General features: G+C 65.3%; 13 protein-coding genes and 1 pseudogene. 8 read left to right on the top strand and 6 right to left on the bottom strand.

Features of this window, described 5'->3' with window-relative positions; all coding sequences use genetic code 11:
- Positions 1 to 5: 5 nt before the first annotated feature.
- The 3 genes from HB681_RS19075 to HB681_RS19065 form a co-directional block, all read right to left on the bottom strand.
- The gene (locus HB681_RS19075; protein ID WP_213956453.1) at positions 6 to 800 is read right to left on the bottom strand and encodes an alpha/beta hydrolase; all 795 of its coding nucleotides are present in this window, start codon (positions 798 to 800) and stop codon (positions 6 to 8) included.
- 104 nt (positions 801 to 904) lie between these two features.
- Positions 905 to 1,768, bottom strand: a complete 864-nt coding sequence (locus tag HB681_RS19070; RefSeq protein ID WP_213956452.1) for a tetratricopeptide repeat protein — start codon at positions 1,766 to 1,768, stop codon at positions 905 to 907.
- A complete protein-coding gene (locus HB681_RS19065) occupies positions 1,769 to 2,707 on the bottom strand; it encodes a Ku protein (RefSeq protein WP_213956451.1) in 939 nt (312 codons plus the stop codon).
- 762 nt (positions 2,708 to 3,469) lie between these two features.
- Here HB681_RS19065 and HB681_RS19060 point away from each other — a divergent pair.
- The gene (locus HB681_RS19060) at positions 3,470 to 3,823 is read left to right on the top strand and encodes a hypothetical protein (protein WP_213956450.1); all 354 of its coding nucleotides are present in this window, start codon (positions 3,470 to 3,472) and stop codon (positions 3,821 to 3,823) included.
- A gap of 33 nt (positions 3,824 to 3,856) precedes the next feature.
- Here HB681_RS19060 and ligD read toward each other — a convergent pair whose 3' ends face one another.
- Positions 3,857 to 6,340: a DNA ligase D gene (gene ligD / locus HB681_RS19055; protein WP_213956449.1), complete on the bottom strand. Its 2,484-nt coding sequence runs from the start codon at positions 6,338 to 6,340 to the stop codon at positions 3,857 to 3,859.
- Positions 6,341 to 6,550: 210 nt separating this feature from the next.
- Here ligD and HB681_RS19050 point away from each other — a divergent pair, with 210 nt between their 5' ends.
- From HB681_RS19050 to HB681_RS19025, 6 genes are all read left to right on the top strand, one after another.
- A complete protein-coding gene (locus tag HB681_RS19050; RefSeq protein WP_213956448.1) occupies positions 6,551 to 7,912 on the top strand; it encodes an MFS transporter in 1,362 nt (453 codons plus the stop codon).
- Positions 7,913 to 8,127: 215 nt separating this feature from the next.
- Complete coding sequence (locus HB681_RS19045; RefSeq protein WP_213956447.1) at positions 8,128 to 9,159, top strand: TRAP transporter substrate-binding protein; 1,032 nt, start codon at positions 8,128 to 8,130, stop codon at positions 9,157 to 9,159.
- A 129-nt stretch (positions 9,160 to 9,288) separates the two neighbouring features.
- Positions 9,289 to 11,088 (top strand): TRAP transporter large permease subunit, encoded by a 1,800-nt coding sequence (locus HB681_RS19040; RefSeq protein ID WP_256735014.1) that lies wholly within the window; start codon positions 9,289 to 9,291, stop codon positions 11,086 to 11,088.
- A 29-nt stretch (positions 11,089 to 11,117) separates the two neighbouring features.
- Complete coding sequence (locus HB681_RS19035; RefSeq protein ID WP_213956445.1) at positions 11,118 to 12,173, top strand: substrate-binding domain-containing protein; 1,056 nt, start codon at positions 11,118 to 11,120, stop codon at positions 12,171 to 12,173.
- Between the two features lie 3 nt (positions 12,174 to 12,176).
- On the top strand, positions 12,177 to 13,187 hold the full coding sequence (locus HB681_RS19030; protein WP_213956444.1) for a hydroxyacid dehydrogenase: 1,011 nt from the start codon (positions 12,177 to 12,179) through the stop codon (positions 13,185 to 13,187).
- Positions 13,188 to 13,194: 7 nt separating this feature from the next.
- Entirely contained in the window at positions 13,195 to 14,007 is an 813-nt protein-coding gene (locus tag HB681_RS19025; RefSeq protein WP_213956443.1) for an amidohydrolase family protein, read from the top strand.
- A gap of 15 nt (positions 14,008 to 14,022) precedes the next feature.
- Here HB681_RS19025 and HB681_RS19020 read toward each other — a convergent pair whose 3' ends face one another.
- Positions 14,023 to 14,961: a pseudouridine-5'-phosphate glycosidase gene (locus HB681_RS19020; RefSeq protein WP_213956442.1), complete on the bottom strand. Its 939-nt coding sequence runs from the start codon at positions 14,959 to 14,961 to the stop codon at positions 14,023 to 14,025.
- Between the two features lie 92 nt (positions 14,962 to 15,053).
- On the opposite strand from HB681_RS19020, the gene HB681_RS19015 reads away from it, so the two are divergent.
- Positions 15,054 to 15,644, top strand: coding sequence for an NADPH-dependent FMN reductase (locus tag HB681_RS19015; protein WP_213956441.1), 591 nt, complete (start codon positions 15,054 to 15,056; stop codon positions 15,642 to 15,644).
- 80 nt (positions 15,645 to 15,724) lie between these two features.
- On the opposite strand, the pseudogene HB681_RS19010 reads toward HB681_RS19015, so the two are convergent.
- Positions 15,725 to 16,200 (bottom strand): annotated as a pseudogene (locus HB681_RS19010) (hypothetical protein); the annotation flags it as partial.

Here is a 16,200-nt window from a genome sequence, read left to right as displayed (position 1 = left end):
TCGCTTCATTGCGCCCGCGCCGGGTCCGGGAACACCCAGGCGCCGATTCGCGAACGGTCGAAGGGCCTCCACGCGTCTTGCGGCTGGGCCAGCCGATCGGCCAGCGCATAGAACACGGCCGGATGCGCACCCAGGCCGAGGTGACTCGCCAGCACTTCGATGTTTTCCGCAGCCGCGCCCGGCTGCTCGACGCTGCAGCGCCACGAGACCACGCCATCGGTGCGGCTGAAGATCGAAGTGGTCGGCACCGGCGGCGTCGGCGTCACGAGCTGGCGGCGCGCCGAGTCTTCCGCGGGCTGTCCGCTGACCTTCTCGTAGATGTGCCACGCCCGGGTCGCGCGCGGGCTCCCGGTGAAGGGCGTGCCCAGGGTCACGACGCCGCGCACCATGTCCGGCCGCAGCGAAGCCATCATGCGGGCATACACGCCGCCCAGGCTCCAGCCGACCAGGCTCACCTTGCCGCGCGCCGCATGCAGCGACTTGAGCTTGCGCAACATGCGCGCCTCCACTCCGGCGCGCGGGCCCAGGTTCTGCCCCAGGCCCCAGCCCTGCGCGTCGTATCCGCGGCTGCGCAAGAAGCGCCGCATCAATTCGGTGGAACGATCGCCAGCGCCCAGGCCGGGCAACACCAGCACCGCATGACCGTCGCCGCGCGGCGTCATCTGCAGCAACGGCCACAGCGCCAGCGCCGCGCCAGCCTCATAGACGGCGCGGGCCTCGGCCAGCATGAGCCAGCGCGAAGGCGGCTCGAAACCAGGCGTCTCGAGACCCGGGGAGTTGAACTGAAGAACGCTGTCCATTGCAATGCCCTGATGTCGATAAGGACCCGAGGGTGCCTATCGCGGACGGGTCCGGAAGTCGGACGCGGGCGTCAGTGCACGCGGGATTTCGTGCACCCTCGTGTTCAGGACTTGGCTATCAGGCGCCGGTATGCGCTGAAATGCCGGATCGCCAGCTGCTTGCGGCCCTCGCGCGCGTAAAGCAGCGCCGCGTTCTGGTGCGCGTCCGCAATATCCGGCCGCAGGCGAAGGCATTGCTCATAGCTTTCGAGCGCTTCCGCGACACGGTCCAGGCCTTCGAGGGCCACGGCGCGGTTGTAGTGCACCAATGGATCGTCGGGGCAGTGCAGGACGGCCTCGTCCAGCAGCCGCACGGCTTCCTCGCAGCGCGCGGCCTCGCACATCATGAAGCCGAGGTTGAGGTAGGCATGCGCGTGGTCCGGTTGCAGTGCCAGCACCTGCCGGTACGCGGCCTCGGCCGCGGCGGCGTCGGTCTCCTCGAGGTCCTCCGCCTGCGTGAAGATCGTGTCCACATCGATCGGCGGCGCAGCGCCGCCCTTGCCCGCCACTGGTTTCGACAGGTGGCTGATCGAACCGGAAGCGCCGGTGCCCGGCGCCACGCTGAAGTCCATCACCAACTGGCCCGTGTCTGGTTCCCATTGCGAGCCGCCCGCCCGCACCGCGATGCGGTCGCCCACGGCCGTGATTCTCAGTCCGCTGACCGGTGCCTCCGCCGGCAGCGAGCCCTTCAGGCGGCGCAGGGAACGCAGGATCTGCCGCGTCGGAATCCCCGCGGCGCGCAGCTCATGTGCCGAGCGCAGCAGCACCAGGTCCTGGAAGGTGAAGCGCCAACCGCCGCCCGGGTCGCGCGACGGGTCCACGAAGCCGAGTTCGATCAGCTTCGCCACCGCATGGCGGCTCAGGCCCGACGCCTGTCGGATGCCGCGCAGCGAATCGGCCGTGGGTGCGGGCGGCGCGGCGGCGCTCACTTACTTCCGCGCGCGTGCACGCACCGGCGCCACGGCTTCTTCCGCCGCCTTTGCCGGCTTGGGTGCGCGCTTGGCGCCCTTGGGCTGCGCCATCGGCGTGACCACTTCTTCCACCTCGGCGGCCGACGGCTTTGCCGGGCGCTTCGCGGGCTGCCTGGCGCCACGCGAGAGGCTGGCGCGCAGCATCTCGGTGAGATCGATCACCTCGGCGCCGCCGTGCGTGTCTTCCGGATGGTCGACAGCCACCACCTGCTTGCCTTCGATCTTGGCGTCGATGGCGGCGAGGATGCGCTTTTTCTCCTCGTCCTCGAACATCGTCGGCTCGTAGGTGTCGGCGGAGATCTGGTCGATCAACTGGAGCGCGAGCTTGAGCTCGGGCGCCGAGGGCGTCACCTGCTCGATATCCAGATCCTTCAGCGAACGGACCTCGTCTGCGTACAGCAGTTGCTGCAGCACCAGCCCCTCGTCCTGCGCACGCACCTGCACCACGTATTGCTTCGATTTCCACACCCAGCGCGCCAGCGCGCAACGGCCGCTTTCGAGCATGGCCGCCTTCAGCAGGTTGTAGGGCTTGCCGCCGCGCTTGTCGGGCGCGAGGAAATAGGCCTTGTCGAAGTAGATGGGGTCGACCGCCTTCTCGGGAATGAAGGACACGATGTCGATCAGGTGACTGCCGCCCTCCTCCAGCGACTTCAGCTCGGCGGGTTCGAACAGCACGTAGCGGTCTTTCTCGAACTCGTAGCCCTTGACCATCTCGGACCTCGGCACGACGACCGACGGATCCTTCTCGGAGACGTACTGCTGCTTCACGCGCGCGCCATCCTTGGTCAGCAGGTTGTAGCGCACCGCGCCGGCGCTTTCGGTCGCCGAGTAAAGGCGCACCGGAATCGACACCAGGCCAAAGCCAAGCGACAGGGATGCAAGGGAGCGTGCAGCCATCGACTTCTCCAGGAACGAAGCAACGATTGGCAGCTTGCCACTTTCTGGCGATTTGACAAGTCGGCCGCTGTTGCTGCGCAACAGGACAACTCTTCATTCAGATGCAATTAATTGAATACAAGCGCATGGCCGCGTGGCTCGTCGCGGTCATGAAGCCCCGGCGGCGAGGACGCTTTCGTCAGGCGGCTTTTGCCATTTCATTCAATGAAATATTTAAATGCTGCTTGAGTTAGGACTTGGAATACCGAAATCCTGGATCGCGAAGAAGTTCGATACCGAAAAGTACGCGACCACCGGAACGCAATTCATCCAGATAATAAATAGTATCTGAGTCGGCCGATCCGAAACTCCCACGCGCCGGAATTTTGCGGGAACTCACTGGAACAGGGGAATGGCGCGCGGACCGGCAGACCGCCAGTTCCCCCTTGGGGACCATCATGCGCTTGACTCACGGCACGAATCTGCAGGCGGGCTACACCAATCAATTCCGCCCTTGCGTAGGACGACACCAAAATTGCGTGTAGGGCAAATCCTACATTATTGAATCAACAAAATTCCTGCGGCCAGTGGAACTATGTAGGCACTCTCCTACAAAAATAACACCCCCCAAATGGGTGATATTTTTTTAACCTTCAAAAAATCACCAACCACCACGAAAGCTAGTAGTTTGGTGTACCAGCTGGCAATTGAATTCGAAAACACCGTGAAATAATCCTATTCAGTCACTGGCCTGCTCCCCAAAAAAAAGGCAGCATTGGATGCATGACAAAGCCATTTCTCCTTCTCTCCAGTTTGCTCCTGACGGGTGCGGCGGTGGCACTCGTGGGATGGCAGGCGCTGTTCGGGATCACGGTCCTGTCGTTCTGCACCCTGCTCTGGTCCAGCGAGGGGCCGCCGCAGACACTCTCCAGCGAGGGCGTGGATGAAGTCGAAGCACCCGGCTTGCAAGCCCTGCCTTCGATCGACGCGACCGGCATCGAAGAGGCGATCGATGACGCGGGCTGGTACTACCCACTGGCCGACACGGTGCTCGCGCTGTCGGCGGCCAACGAAACCAGTTTTGGCGATCTGGAACCCGGCCCCGCGCAGGTCGCGTTCAACGCAGTGAGCGCCTAGCCAAGCTGCCAGCGCGGGCCTGGCAGTCGCGGCTCAGCCCGTGAAGTCGAGCAGTTTCATCGCCTTTCCCAACCCCTGCGGCGCATAGCCCTTCCACGGATCGTTGCCCCGGTCGAGCCGTTCGTGAACGTTGGCGATGCTCCATTGGGCGCCGCCGCGGACCTCATCGACTTCGTCCCAAGTCAACGGAATCGACACCCCCAGCCCCGGCCTGGCCCGGGCCGACCAAGCCGCCGCCGTGGTGGCGCCAAAGCCGTTGCGCAGATAGTCCGGAAAGATCTTCCCGACCCGGTTCTTCGGCCCGCTCCTGGCGACAAACAACTGCGGGATGGTTCGCGCAAGGTGCTGCACGATCGCCTGCGAGAAAGACTTGACCGTCTCCCAGTCGTGTTGCTTCTTCAGCGGCACCACCACATGCAGGCCCTTGCCGCCGCTGGTCTTCACGAATGACACCAGCCCCAGCTCTTTCAACAGCACGCGCACCAGGTGCGCGGCCTTCTGCATCGACTTCCATGTGACGCCCTCGCCGGGGTCGAGGTCGAAGGTCATGCGATCGGGCTTGTCGATCGCCGACTTGACCGCATTCCAGGTGTGGAACTCCACCACGTTCATCTGCGCCGCAGACAACACGGCTTGCGCGTTGGGCACTTCCAGATAGGCGGGATGCGCCGGATCGAGCGCCTGGTCCAGCGGCTTCACGCCCGGCATGCGGCCTTCAAGGTGCTTCTGGAAGAACAGCTCTCCCTGCACACCCGCCGGCGCCCGCACCAGGGACACCGGGCGAGCCTTCAGGTGCACTAGCAGGAGCGGCGCCACCAGTCCGTAGAAGCGCACCAGGTCCAGCTTGGTCAGGCCGGTCGACGCGTCGATGACACGCTCCGGATGGGTGACCTTGGGCATGGAAGGGCCGAGTGGTCGTGCAGCCATGGATGGCGCCTCCTTGGGTCGTTCGCGAACGATCGCCTTCGCCGGTTTGTCGGCACGCAGCCCGTGGAACACCGCATGGCGAATGCGGCCGGTCCGGGTCCATTCGCCAAAACTCACCTCCGCCAGCAGGCCGGGCTCGACCCAGTGCGCCGTGCGATCCAGTTCGGTCGGGCCGCTGAGCGGCGACTTGCGCGCGGCCAGCGCATCGAGGCGCTTCTTCAGGCCGAGCAGCGTCTTCTCGTCGAAACCCGTGCCGACGTTGCCGGCGTAGTTCAGCTTGCCCTGCTCGTCATGCACAGCCAGCAGCAGCGAGCCGAAGCCGCTGCGCGTGCCTTGGGGATCTGTGTAGCCGGCGATGACGAATTCCTGCCGCCGCGCGCATTTGAGCTTGATCCAGGTGTCCGCGCGGCGCATGACGTAGGGCGCGTCGCGCCGCTTGCCGATCAAGCCCTCGAGGCCCATGCGGCATGCGGATGCCAACAGGTCCTGCGGCCGGGCATCGAAGCTTTCGCTGAAGCGAAGGGCCGCGGGCGGACGGGCCAGCAGTTCGTGCAGGATCGTGCGCCTGGTTTCCAGCGGCTCCTTGCGCAGGTCGCGGCCATTGAGGAACGGCGCGTCGAAAAGGTAGTAGACGATGCCCGCAGTGCGGCTGCTGTCGAACGCGTTCTGCAACGCCTGGAAATCCGGCACGCCCTTGTCGTCGAGAACGACGATTTCGCCGTCGAGCCAGCCGGAGTCGAGCTTCAATGCCTGGATCGCGCCAACGAGGTGCGCCAGCTTGTGCGTCCAGTCATGGCCGTTGCGGGTGAACAGCTGGACGGCCTTGCCCTCGACCCGTGCCAGCAGGCGATAACCGTCGAACTTCAGTTCGTACGACCACTCTGCCGCATTGGCTGGAACCTTGTCGACCAACGCGGCCAATTGCGGCTGCAATTTCAGGGGCAACGCCGCCTTCTCGCCGGGAATGTCGCCAGGAATGTCGGCCGATGGCTTCCCTCGCGACTTGCGCGCGGGGGCCCGCGCAGTCGACGCCGCACGCGACCGCAACGGCACCACGCTGTCGGGCATTTCATCGACCAGGCTGAACTCCGCCGCAGGCCTGACGAAGGCGTCCTTTTCCTTGATCAGCAACCAGGGGACCTGCTTCTCGCCACGGCCCTTGATGCGGATCAACGCCCAGCGCCCGTGCATCTTGTGCCCGTGCAGTTCGAACTTGAGCATGCCGTCACGGTAGCCCTCGTGCGCATCTTCCAGTGGCGTCCAGGTGCCTTCATCCCAGATCACCACCTTGCCGGCGCCGTACTGGCCCTCGGGGATGACGCCCTCGAACTGGTTGTAGGCGACCGGATGGTCCTCCACCTGCACCGCCATGCGCTTGTCGTGCGGGTCGTAGCTCGGCCCCTTGGGCACGGCCCAACTCTTCATCGTGCCATCGAGTTCGAGCCGAAAGTCGTAGTGCAGCCGGCTGGCCCAGTGCTTCTGGATCACGAACGCGAGCGATCCGCCACGCGTCGTCCCACCTTCCGCGGGTTCGGGCGTGACGGCGAAGTTGCGCTTCGCGCGGTAGAGCTTCAGCGAATCGTTGGACATGCGGCCATCAGAGTCAAATGGACATCAATTAATTGCAAATTTCAACTGTTTACTTTCGATTTAGTTGCTTTTGATGTCAGCCAAGGCGTCGATTCGACGCAGGACATCAACGCAAACCCTAGATGTCCCGCATGCGACAGATCGCGAAAATAACGCACCTATAGCATCGCCTCCACAAAAATACGCGCATTGACGCGTGGGAGGCAAATCATGAGTTCAAACGCAAGTGCCGTTCCAGGCACTCTCGCCGCGCACGCCGCCGACAAGGGCCGGGTTGAAGCGCTTTACAAGAAGATAGGCTGGCGGCTTCTGCCCATCCTGCTGCTTTCCTACATGATCGCGTTCCTCGACCGGGTCAACGTCGGTTATGCGCAGTTGGGCATGAAGAAGACACTGCCTTGGGACAACGAGGTCTACGCGCTTGGCGCCGGCATGTTCTTCGTCGGCTACCTGATTTTCGAAGTACCGAGCAATCTCCTGCTGGCAAAGATCGGCGCCCGGAAAACCATGCTTCGCATCATGCTCCTGTGGGGAGCCTGCGCTGCCGGGATGATGTTCGTCGAAACCCCCATGCAGTTCTACGTCGTCCGCTTCGTGCTCGGCGCATGCGAGGCGGGTTTTTTCCCTGGCGTCATCCTCTACTTCACCTACTGGTATCCGTCGGTGCGGCGCGGGCAGGTGATCGCGATCTTCATGTCGGCGACTGCCATCATCAGCGTGCTGGCAGGCCCCATCTCCGGCGGCACACTCAAGTATCTCGACGGCGTGAACGGCTGGCATGGGTGGCAATGGCTGTTCCTGACCCAAGGCATACCGGCTCTCATGCTCGGTGCCCTGGTGTTTTTCTGCCTGGACGACAAGCCGGACCAGGCCAAGTGGTTGTCCGAGTCCGAAAAGAACCTCGTGCGCTACAACCTTGAAACGGACGTCAGCGGCAGCAACGCTCACAGTGGTCATTCGTTCGGAGAAGTGCTGCGCGACCCGAGGGTCTACGTGTTTGCAGCGGCGTACTTCATCTTGCTGGGTTGCGCCTACACCATCATTTTCTATACCCCTACCCTGATCCAGAGCTGGGGCGTCAAGGACGTGCTGCACGTCGGCCTGCTGGCCGCCATTCCCAACGTCTTCGGCGTCATCGGGATGATCCTGATCGGCCGCAATTCTGACCGGACGGGCGAGCGGCGCTTTCACTATTTCATATGCGTTGCGCTGACCGCCATCGGCATGGGCATCACCACGCTCACTATCGGCAACCTCACGGGATCCCTGGTGGCACTGTGCTTTGCAACGATTGGCATGACGGCCGCGACGCCGCTCTTCTGGACCGCCGCCACCGAGTACCTGCCCAAGGCGTCGGCTGCTGGTGGCATTGCCTTCGTCAGCAGCCTGGGTGCAATCGGCCCATCAGTCTTTCCATCCATCAACGCTGCCATCACCAAAGCCACAGGCAGTCCCACTGCCGGCATCTACGCCGTCATGGTGTGCTACTTTGCCTCCGGCGCCCTGCTGGTGATGGCCGTTGGAAAGCGCAAGGCCGGCTTCGTGCCCGGACCGAAGGTCGCCGTGCACTGAGAGCGAGGCACCCACAGCCCGCCTGAAATCGCGCGCCCGCGCGGTTTCTTCAAGGCGCGGCACCTCTCCGGAGGGCAGCGCCTTTTGCCTTTCCGGTTCACTCCGACACCAAGGAATACACCTACGCCGCCGCGTTGACCGTCATTTTGTGTATCGATACAGTAAATCGTTCCACCATGCGATGGAGCCGTTTACCCAAAGACAGGAGACACAAGATGACCATGATTTCAAGGCGCAGGTTCGTCCGGGCTTCCTCGGCTGTTTCCCTTGCGGCGGCGACCATCGGCCTGGCTCGGACGGCCGGCGCACAGGCGCCGATCGCGTTGCGGCTGTCCTCTTCCCTCGCGGCCGACCAGAACTCGGCCCACGCCGTATGGACGGAGTTGATGCAGGCCAACCTGAAGAAGGCGGTGGGCGACCAGATCAGAATCGACTACTTCCCCAACAACCAACTCGGCAAGGAAGCCGACGTGGTGCAGCAGGTGAAGGTGGGCTCCATCGACATGATGACCACGGGCTCGTCGATCTGGGCCACCGTGACGCCGCAGTTCGGCATGCTCGACCTGGGTTACCTCTTCGACAGCTACGACCACGTGGCGAAATCGCTCGATGGCGGCGTCGGCGCCAAGCTCAACGACATGCTGCAGAAAGGCACCGGCTGCCAGGTCCTCACCTGGGCCCAGCACTTCGGCGCGCGCAGCGTCTACACGAAGCAACCGGTCAAGTCGCTGGCAGACATCAAGAACGTGAAGCTGCGCGTGCTGCCCACGCCAGCCTTCATCGAGACCTTCAAGATCATGGGCGCGATACCGACGCCGATCTCTTTCGGCGAGCTCTACATGGCAGCCCAGACCGGCGTGGTCGACGGCTTCGAGCACGACGCCGCCACCGTGGTCGCCAACAAGCTCAACGAAGTGGTGAAGTACTGCTGGACCACCGAGCACCTGTTCAGCCCCATGGTGTGCGTGGCCGGCAAGCGCGCGATGGACAAGATCCCCGCCAACCTCCAGCCCGCCTTCCTGAAGGCCGCCGCCGACGCGACAACGCAGCAGCGCACCATCGGGGCGACCAAGGGCATGCAGGCCATCGAGGAACTCAAGAAGCTGGGCATCACCTTCTCGCCGATGGCGAAGAACGAGCGCGATCAGGTGCGCAAGGAGATGGACGAGAAGCTGTGGTCGGGGTTTGCCAAGCAGTACCCCGAGACCGCGCCGCTGTTCGCCGCCATTTCTTCGGCGCGCGGATGAATCGATGCCGGGTGAGCAACTGACATGTCGAGCGTGCTGCCAGCCATCCCCGAAGCGAACGTGGCGCCTGCCACCCCCGCGCTCGGCTTCGACGTCAGCCATGCTTCCGGACGATGGCTCGCCTGGCTCATGCACGTCACCGAGTACGTCGCGGGAGCGGTGCTGGCCGTCGACGTGCTGGTGGTATTCGTCTCGGTCATCTTCCGCTACTTCCTGCATTCGCCCTTCGACTGGGCCGAGGAGGTGGCCCGCGCGTTGATGGTCATCCAGGTGTTCTTCGGCGCGGCGACCGTGCTGGCGCGCAGCCGGCATGTCGGCATCGACCTGTTCCGCGGCATGCTGCCGGCGCGCTGGCAACCGGCGCTGCTGCAGTTCAGCGGCTGGATCATCGTGGGCGTGTCGGCGGGCCTGTTCGCATCGTCCTGCGAACTGCTGGTCGACTCGTACAGCATGAGCACGCCGATCGGCTTTCCGCAATGGATGTATGTCTACCCCGTCACCATCGGCAGCCTGTTCATGACGCTGTTCGGCCTGGCCAATGCGGTGAACGGGCCGCCGCGCGTGGTGTGGGGCACGCTGGCCGCGGGGCTGGCGATGGTGGCCTTGGTGTGCGCCTGGAACATGCTGTTGCCGGCGCATGCGATCCCACCCTGGGCGCTGCTCACGGCCGGCTTTCTCGGTGGCTTGCTGCTCGGCGTGCCGATTGCGTTCGTGCTGGCGCTGTCGTCGCTGGTGTATTTCATGGCCGACCCGTCGCTGCCGATGCTGGTGTATTCGCAGCAGGTGATGGCGGGCACCGACCACTACGTGCTGCTGGCCATTCCGTTCTTCGTGCTGGCCGGGTTGCTGATGGAAGCCAACGGCATGTCGTCGCGGCTCATCGAGTTGCTGCTTCGGATGTTCGGCCGGCTGCGGGGCGGCCTGGGGCTGATCACGATCACGGCGACGGCCTTCTTCTCGGGCGTGTCGGGCTCCAAGCTGGCCGACATCGCGGCGGTCGGCGGCATCATCATGCCGGCCGTGCGCAAGACGCGGCAGGACCCGAACGAGACCGCCGGCCTGCTCGCCTGCACCGCCGTCATGGCCGAGACCATTCCGCCGTGCATCAACATGATCATCATGGGCTTCGTTGCCAACATCTCGATTGCCGGGCTGTTCATGGCAGGGCTGGTACCGGCCGCGGTGCTTGCGTTCTCGCTGGCGGCGGTGACCGTGTATGTCGGCCACAAGATCAACCCCGACGAAGCCTTCGAAGTGCGCACGCCGATGTTCCGCCTGCTCGGCGGCGCGCTGGTCGCACTGATCATGGTGGCGATGATCGGCAAGGGCGTCACGTCCGGCGTGGCGACCTCGACCGAAGTGTCGGCCTTCGCGGTGATGTATGCGCTGGTGATCGGCTGGCTGGCGTTTCGCGAGCTCACGGTGCGCTCGGTGATGCAGCTCTTCGTGCGCTCGGCCTCGATGGCGGGCGGCATCCTGTTCATCGTCGCGGCGGCGTCGAGCCTGTCGTTCGCCTTGACGATCCAGCAGATCCCGCAGTACCTCTCGTCCTTCATGATCGGCTTCGCGCATTCGTACGGCAGCACCATGTTCGTGCTGCTGTCGATGTTGATCATGATCGTGTTCGGCGCCGTGCTCGAAGGTGCGCCAGCGTTGATCATCTTCGGCCCGCTGCTGACGCCCATCGCGGCACAGCTCGGCGTGAACCCGCTGCACTTCGGCACGGTGATGGTCATCGCGATGGGCCTCGGGCTGTTCGCCCCGCCGGTGGGCCTGGGCCTGTTCGCGACCTGCGCCATCACCGGCACCAATGTGAAAGACGTGGCCCGGCCGATGATGAAATACCTGGTCGTGCTGTTCGTGACGCTGGTGGTGCTGGCGCTGGTGCCGGCGTTCTCGCTGTGGCTGCCGACACGGATGGGCTTGTGAATTTCGATCGAAGACATGGAGAGCATTGAGTGAGCAGCATCCACGATGTGGCCAACCGCGCGGGCGTCTCGACCAGCACGGTGTCGAACGTATTGAACGGCCGCAACGACCGCATGAAGTCCGAGACGCTCGCCCGCGTCGAGGCGGCCATCCGCGAGCTGAAATACCGGCCCAACACCTCGGCGCGGCAACTGAAGACCGGGCACACGCCACTGCTTGGCGTGCTGGTGCCATCGATGGCGAATCCGATGTACGGCTTCATCGCGCGCGAGATCGAGACGCTGGCGCAGGAACGCCATGGCTTCCGCATCATGATCGGCAACACCTACCGCGACCGGGACAAGGAAGCCCGCTTCTTCGACGACCTCATGGCGCATGGCGTGCGCGGCGTGATCATCATTTCATCGCTGATCGACGAGCAGCATTTCGAGCGTGCCGGCGAGCGTGGCCTGATCATGGTGAGCTACGACCGCCGCGCCACGCCGGGCGTGGCCTCGGTGATCGACCACGTCTCGGTCGACAGCTTCGAGTCGGCGCGCCTTGCCACGGCGCACCTGATCGAGCAGGGCCACAGGCACATCGCCTATGTCACGCCATCGGGTCGCACGATGAGCCGCAACGAGAAGATCAATGGCTTCCTGCATGCGGCCCGGGCCGGCGGCGTGGAGGCGACGGCGCGGGTGGTCGAGGGATTGCCGGTCGACGAGTACGGCGACTCGATGATGAGCGAGCTCGGCCGGATGCAGGCCGGCCTGCTCGCGAAGTCGAAGAACCGGCCCACCGGCGTGGTCGGCGTCAACGACATCCTTGCCTTCGGGTTGATGGCGGGCTTCAGGGATGCCGGGCTGTCGGTGCCGCAGGATGTGTCGGTGGTCGGCATCGACAATGTCTTCCTGTCCAACCTGATGTACCCGGCGATGACCAGCGTGCGCGTGCCCGTCCCGGAGATGGCGCAGGTGATGGTGGAGCGCGTCATGGGTCGGCTGGCCGACGCCGACATTCCCACCGGCGAATTCATGTTCCAGCCCACGCTGGTGATGCGCGATTCGGTGGCACCGCCGCCCGGCACATCGCGGCGAAGGTAGTCGATGACCACAGTCTTCGTGAGTCACTCCCCGGGCCAGCTGGCCCAGTACTACGGCGAGCGCGCCATCACCGCGTTGCAGGCGATCGCGGATGTGCGCTTCAACCCGGGCGATGCAGCGCTCTCGTCGGACGGGCTTGCCGCGCTCGCGCAGGACTGCGACGTGATCGTGTCGTATCGGCAGACCGTGGGCGACGAAGCGCTGTTCGCCGCCCTGCCCCGCCTCAAGGCCTTCGTGCGCTGCGCCATCGACATCCGCAACATCGACGTTGCGGCCGCGAGCCGGCATGGCGTGCTGGTGACGCAGGCCAGCGCCGGGTTCATCCCTTCGGTGACGGAGTGGATCGTTGCGGCGATGCTGGACCTGAGCCGTGGGATCAGCGCGTCCGCGGCGCTGTACCACGCGGGCCAGCCCGTGCCGCCCGCGATGGGGCGTGAGCTGCGCGGCTCGACCCTCGGTGTGATCGGCTACGGGCAAATCGGCCGGCACCTGTGCAAGGTGGCGCTGGCGCTCGGCATGCGCGTGGTCGTGCACGACCCGTTTGCGACGACCGATAGCGCGGACTTTCCGCAACTCGGCTTGGAGGAGTTGCTGCGCGTGTCCGACCACGTCGTGTGCCTCGCAGCCGCGACCGCAGCGACGGAGAACATGATGAACGCGCGCGCCTTCTCCTCGATGCAGCCGCACGCGTTCTTCATCAATGCATCGCGTGGCGAGTTGGTCGATGAAGACGCCCTGCTCGCAGCCCTGGATGCCGGGACCATCGCCGGTTGCGCGATGGACGTGGGCCGGGCGCCCGACCAGATGCCCACGCCATCGGTCGCGGCGCACCCGCGCGTCATCGCCACGCCGCACATCGGCGGTCTGACCCCACCGGCCATCGAGCACCAGGCGATGGAGACCGTCGCGCAGGTCGCCGCGTTGATGCAGGGCCGGGTGCCGCAGGGTGCGGTCAATGCGAACGAGGCTTTCCGCTGGCGGCAGGCTTGTGCTGCCGCATCCACGCTTTCCTGAGGCCGGCATGTACACCACTTTTCCCGGCGCCTGCGACTGCCACGTCCACATCTACGAGGATGGCTATCCGGTCGTGCCCAACGCGGCCTGGCTGCCGCGGCACTCGCCGGTGTCGGCCTACCGCAGCGAGGTGCAGGCGAAAGTCGGGCTGCAACGCGCCATCGTCGTGCAGCCGACCGGCTATGGCTTCGACAACCGCTGCACCCTCGCGGCGCTGGCGCAACTGGGCGATTCGGCGCGCGGCATCGCCGTTGTCGCGCCGGACGCCCCCGATGCCGAGATTGCGCGACTGCACGCGGCCGGTGTGCGCGGCGTCCGCTTCATGATGCTTCCTCCGTCAGTGATGGCCTGGGACTCGCTGGAGCCGATGGCGGCACGCCTGAAGGATGTCGGCTGGATGGTCAACCTTCAACTCGACGGCCGCACGATGCCCGGCCACGAGGCAGCGTTGAAACGCCTTCCCTGCAAGCTGGTGATCGACCATATCGGCAAGTTCCTCGAACCGGTCGCGCCGGAGCATCCTGCGTTCCAGTCGCTGCTGCGCGTGCTCGACACCGGCAACGCCTGGATCAAGCTCTCGGCGCCTTACGAGACCTCGAAGACTGGCGCGCCGGGCTATGACGATGTCAGCCTGCTCGCGCGCAGCCTCGCCGTGCAATTCCCGGAGCGTTGCCTCTGGGCCAGCAACTGGCCGCATCCGGGCCGCGACCCCGTGCCGCCGGTCGTACCGCTGTACGACCTGCTGGCCGCTTGGGCTGGCAGCGAGGCGACGCGCCGCAGGATCCTCGTCGACAACCCGGCGCAGTTGTACGGCTTCTGAAGCAAGGGCGCAGCGCTAACTCGCGCCGCAATCGCCGCCGAGCGCCACTGCCAGCCGCGCGCCGACTTCGGCGTTGTGCTTCACCAGTGCAATGTTGGTGGCCAGGCTGCGGCCGCCAGTCAGCGCCTTGATGCGCGCAAGCAGAAACGGCGTGACCGCCTTACCTGTGATGCCCTGCGCCTGGCACTCGGCGAGCGCCTGCGCGGTCATGGCATCGATCTCCTCGCGCGGCATGGCCGCCACTTCCGGCACCGGTGTGCTCAGCACCACGCCACCCGCCAGGCCCAGGTCCCACTTGGTGCGGATGAAGCGCGCCTGCGCCGCCGCATCGTCCAACCGGTAGTCCGCACGAAAGCCGCTGTCGCGCGTGTAGAACGCGGCAAAGTTGTCCTGCTCGCAACTGAGCACCGGCACGCCGTGCGTTTCCAGGTATTCGAGCGTGAGCCCGATGTCGAGGATGGACTTGGCGCCCGCGCACACCACGGCCACCGAGGTGCGCGCGAGTTCCTGCAGGTCAGCCGAGATGTCGAAGCTCTCCGGCGCGCCGCGATGCACGCCGCCCAGGCCGCCAGTGACGAAGACCTCGATGCCGGCCAGCGCCGCGCAGATCATCGTGCCGGCCACGGTGGTGGCGCCCAGGCCGCCGCTGGAGAGCACCGCGGGCAGGTCGCGTCGACTCACCTTGGCGGCCTTGCCGGAACGGCCGAGCAGTTCCAGCTCGTCGTCCGAAAGGCCAATGCGAATCCTGCTGCCGATCGCCGCGATGGTCGCGGGCTCCGCGCCGAGTTCGCGGATCACCGCCTCGACTTCGCGCGCCGTGCGGACGTTCTCCGGGTAAGGCATGCCGTGCGCAATGATGGTGGACTCCAGCGCCACCATCGGGCGGCGCGCGGCCCTGGCGGCAGCCACGGGTGCACTGAAGGCGAGCCACGCGGCGGCAAGTTCGGCAGCCATGTCGGTCGATGCTTTCGTTGGTGGAATGGACGGCGTTACTGTAGCCTCGGCCGCATTGCCATCTTTCCTGACTTGAAAGGCAAGGTACGGACATGACTGACAAGGTTCTGGTGTTCTACGGCTCGTACCGGTCCGACCGGATGGGTGTGCGCCTGGCGGATTACCTCGTCGCGAAGCTGCGGGCGCGCGGTACCGATGCGGCGCTCATGGACGCCAAGGCCATCGACCTGCCCATGCTCGACCGCATGTACAAGGAGTATCCCAAGGGCACCGCGCCGGCCAGGATGGAGACGCTGGCCGAGCGCATCCGCGGCGCCGATGCCTTCGTGTTCGTGACCGGCGAATACAACTGGGGACCCCAACCCGGCCTGAAGAACCTGACGGATCATTTCCTTGAGGAATGGTTCTGGCGCCCGGCCGCCGTCGCGAGCTATTCCGCCGGCCGATTCTCCGGGGTGCGCTCGGGCACGATCTGGCATTCGATCCTCTCCGAGATGGGCATGGTGGTCATCTCGAGCACCCTCGCGGTCGGCCCGATCTCCCAGACCCTGGATGCGGGCGGCAATCCTGTCGGCAGCGGTGGAGAGGCGCTGGAGCGATCCTTCGGCCGCTTCGCCGACGACCTGGCATGGTGGACCGAAGCGGCGCGGGCGCAACGCGAGCGAAAGGCGCCACCTTACTGAACCGCCGAGGCGCCGAGCCTTCCCCACGACGCACAGAGAGCCACATCGTGCCGTGTGGCCGCGGCCCCCTCGTCGACCGGCTACTTGATGCCGACGACCTCAGCCTGGGCTCGTGCGTCCGGCGAGGCGGTACTGACCCGCATGAGCTTCTCGCCTTCGCGAAAGAACAGCCAGCATCCGTCTTCCGCTTTCGTGGCATCGGTGGGCGCGCCTGTCAGCGTCGCATTGAACTTTGCGCACAGACTGCCGTCGCCCTTGAGTTCCCAACGGCCCACGACGCTGATGCTGCTCTGGTTCGTACCCATGCTGTAGAAGTACACGCGGCCCCCGCTGCGCAGATCCAGGTTGAAGAAGGTCCTTGCGCCGGTCTCCTGCAGCGTGAGCTTCCTGTCGGCGAGCAACTTCTGAACCTCGTCCTGATCGAGGAACTTGCGTGCTTGCGCGAGCGGCGCTGGGGCACTGGCCCGGGCAGGCTGCGCGCTGGGCTGGGCGGCAGCCACGGTGGTCGCTGGTGGCAGCGGCGCTGTCGCGGGAAGCGCTGCCGGGGGTGCGGCCG

It is taken from the genome of Variovorax sp. dw_954, from assembly GCF_018449755.1.
Classification (GTDB): Bacteria; Pseudomonadota; Gammaproteobacteria; order Burkholderiales; family Burkholderiaceae_C; genus Variovorax.
Note: the sequence above shows the minus strand (reverse complement) of the source record. Positions and strands in the feature narration are given on the sequence as shown.

Bases quoted from the DNA above. Each gene is read 5' to 3' on its own strand.
- HB681_RS19075 (WP_213956453.1), bottom strand. From the start codon at position 800: ATGGACAGCGTTCTTCAGTTCAACTCCCCGGGTCTCGAGACGCCTGGT.
- HB681_RS19065 (WP_213956451.1), bottom strand. From the start codon at position 2,707: ATGGCTGCACGCTCCCTTGCATCCCTGTCGCTTGGCTTTGGCCTGGTG.
- HB681_RS19060 (WP_213956450.1), top strand. From the start codon at position 3,470: ATGACAAAGCCATTTCTCCTTCTCTCCAGTTTGCTCCTGACGGGTGCG.
- ligD (WP_213956449.1), bottom strand. From the start codon at position 6,340: ATGTCCAACGATTCGCTGAAGCTCTACCGCGCGAAGCGCAACTTCGCC.
- HB681_RS19050 (WP_213956448.1), top strand. From the start codon at position 6,551: ATGAGTTCAAACGCAAGTGCCGTTCCAGGCACTCTCGCCGCGCACGCC.
- HB681_RS19045 (WP_213956447.1), top strand. From the start codon at position 8,128: ATGACCATGATTTCAAGGCGCAGGTTCGTCCGGGCTTCCTCGGCTGTT.
- HB681_RS19040 (WP_256735014.1), top strand. From the start codon at position 9,289: ATGCACGTCACCGAGTACGTCGCGGGAGCGGTGCTGGCCGTCGACGTG.
- HB681_RS19030 (WP_213956444.1), top strand. From the start codon at position 12,177: ATGACCACAGTCTTCGTGAGTCACTCCCCGGGCCAGCTGGCCCAGTAC.
- HB681_RS19025 (WP_213956443.1), top strand. From the start codon at position 13,195: ATGTACACCACTTTTCCCGGCGCCTGCGACTGCCACGTCCACATCTAC.
- HB681_RS19020 (WP_213956442.1), bottom strand. From the start codon at position 14,961: ATGGCTGCCGAACTTGCCGCCGCGTGGCTCGCCTTCAGTGCACCCGTG.
- HB681_RS19015 (WP_213956441.1), top strand. From the start codon at position 15,054: ATGACTGACAAGGTTCTGGTGTTCTACGGCTCGTACCGGTCCGACCGG.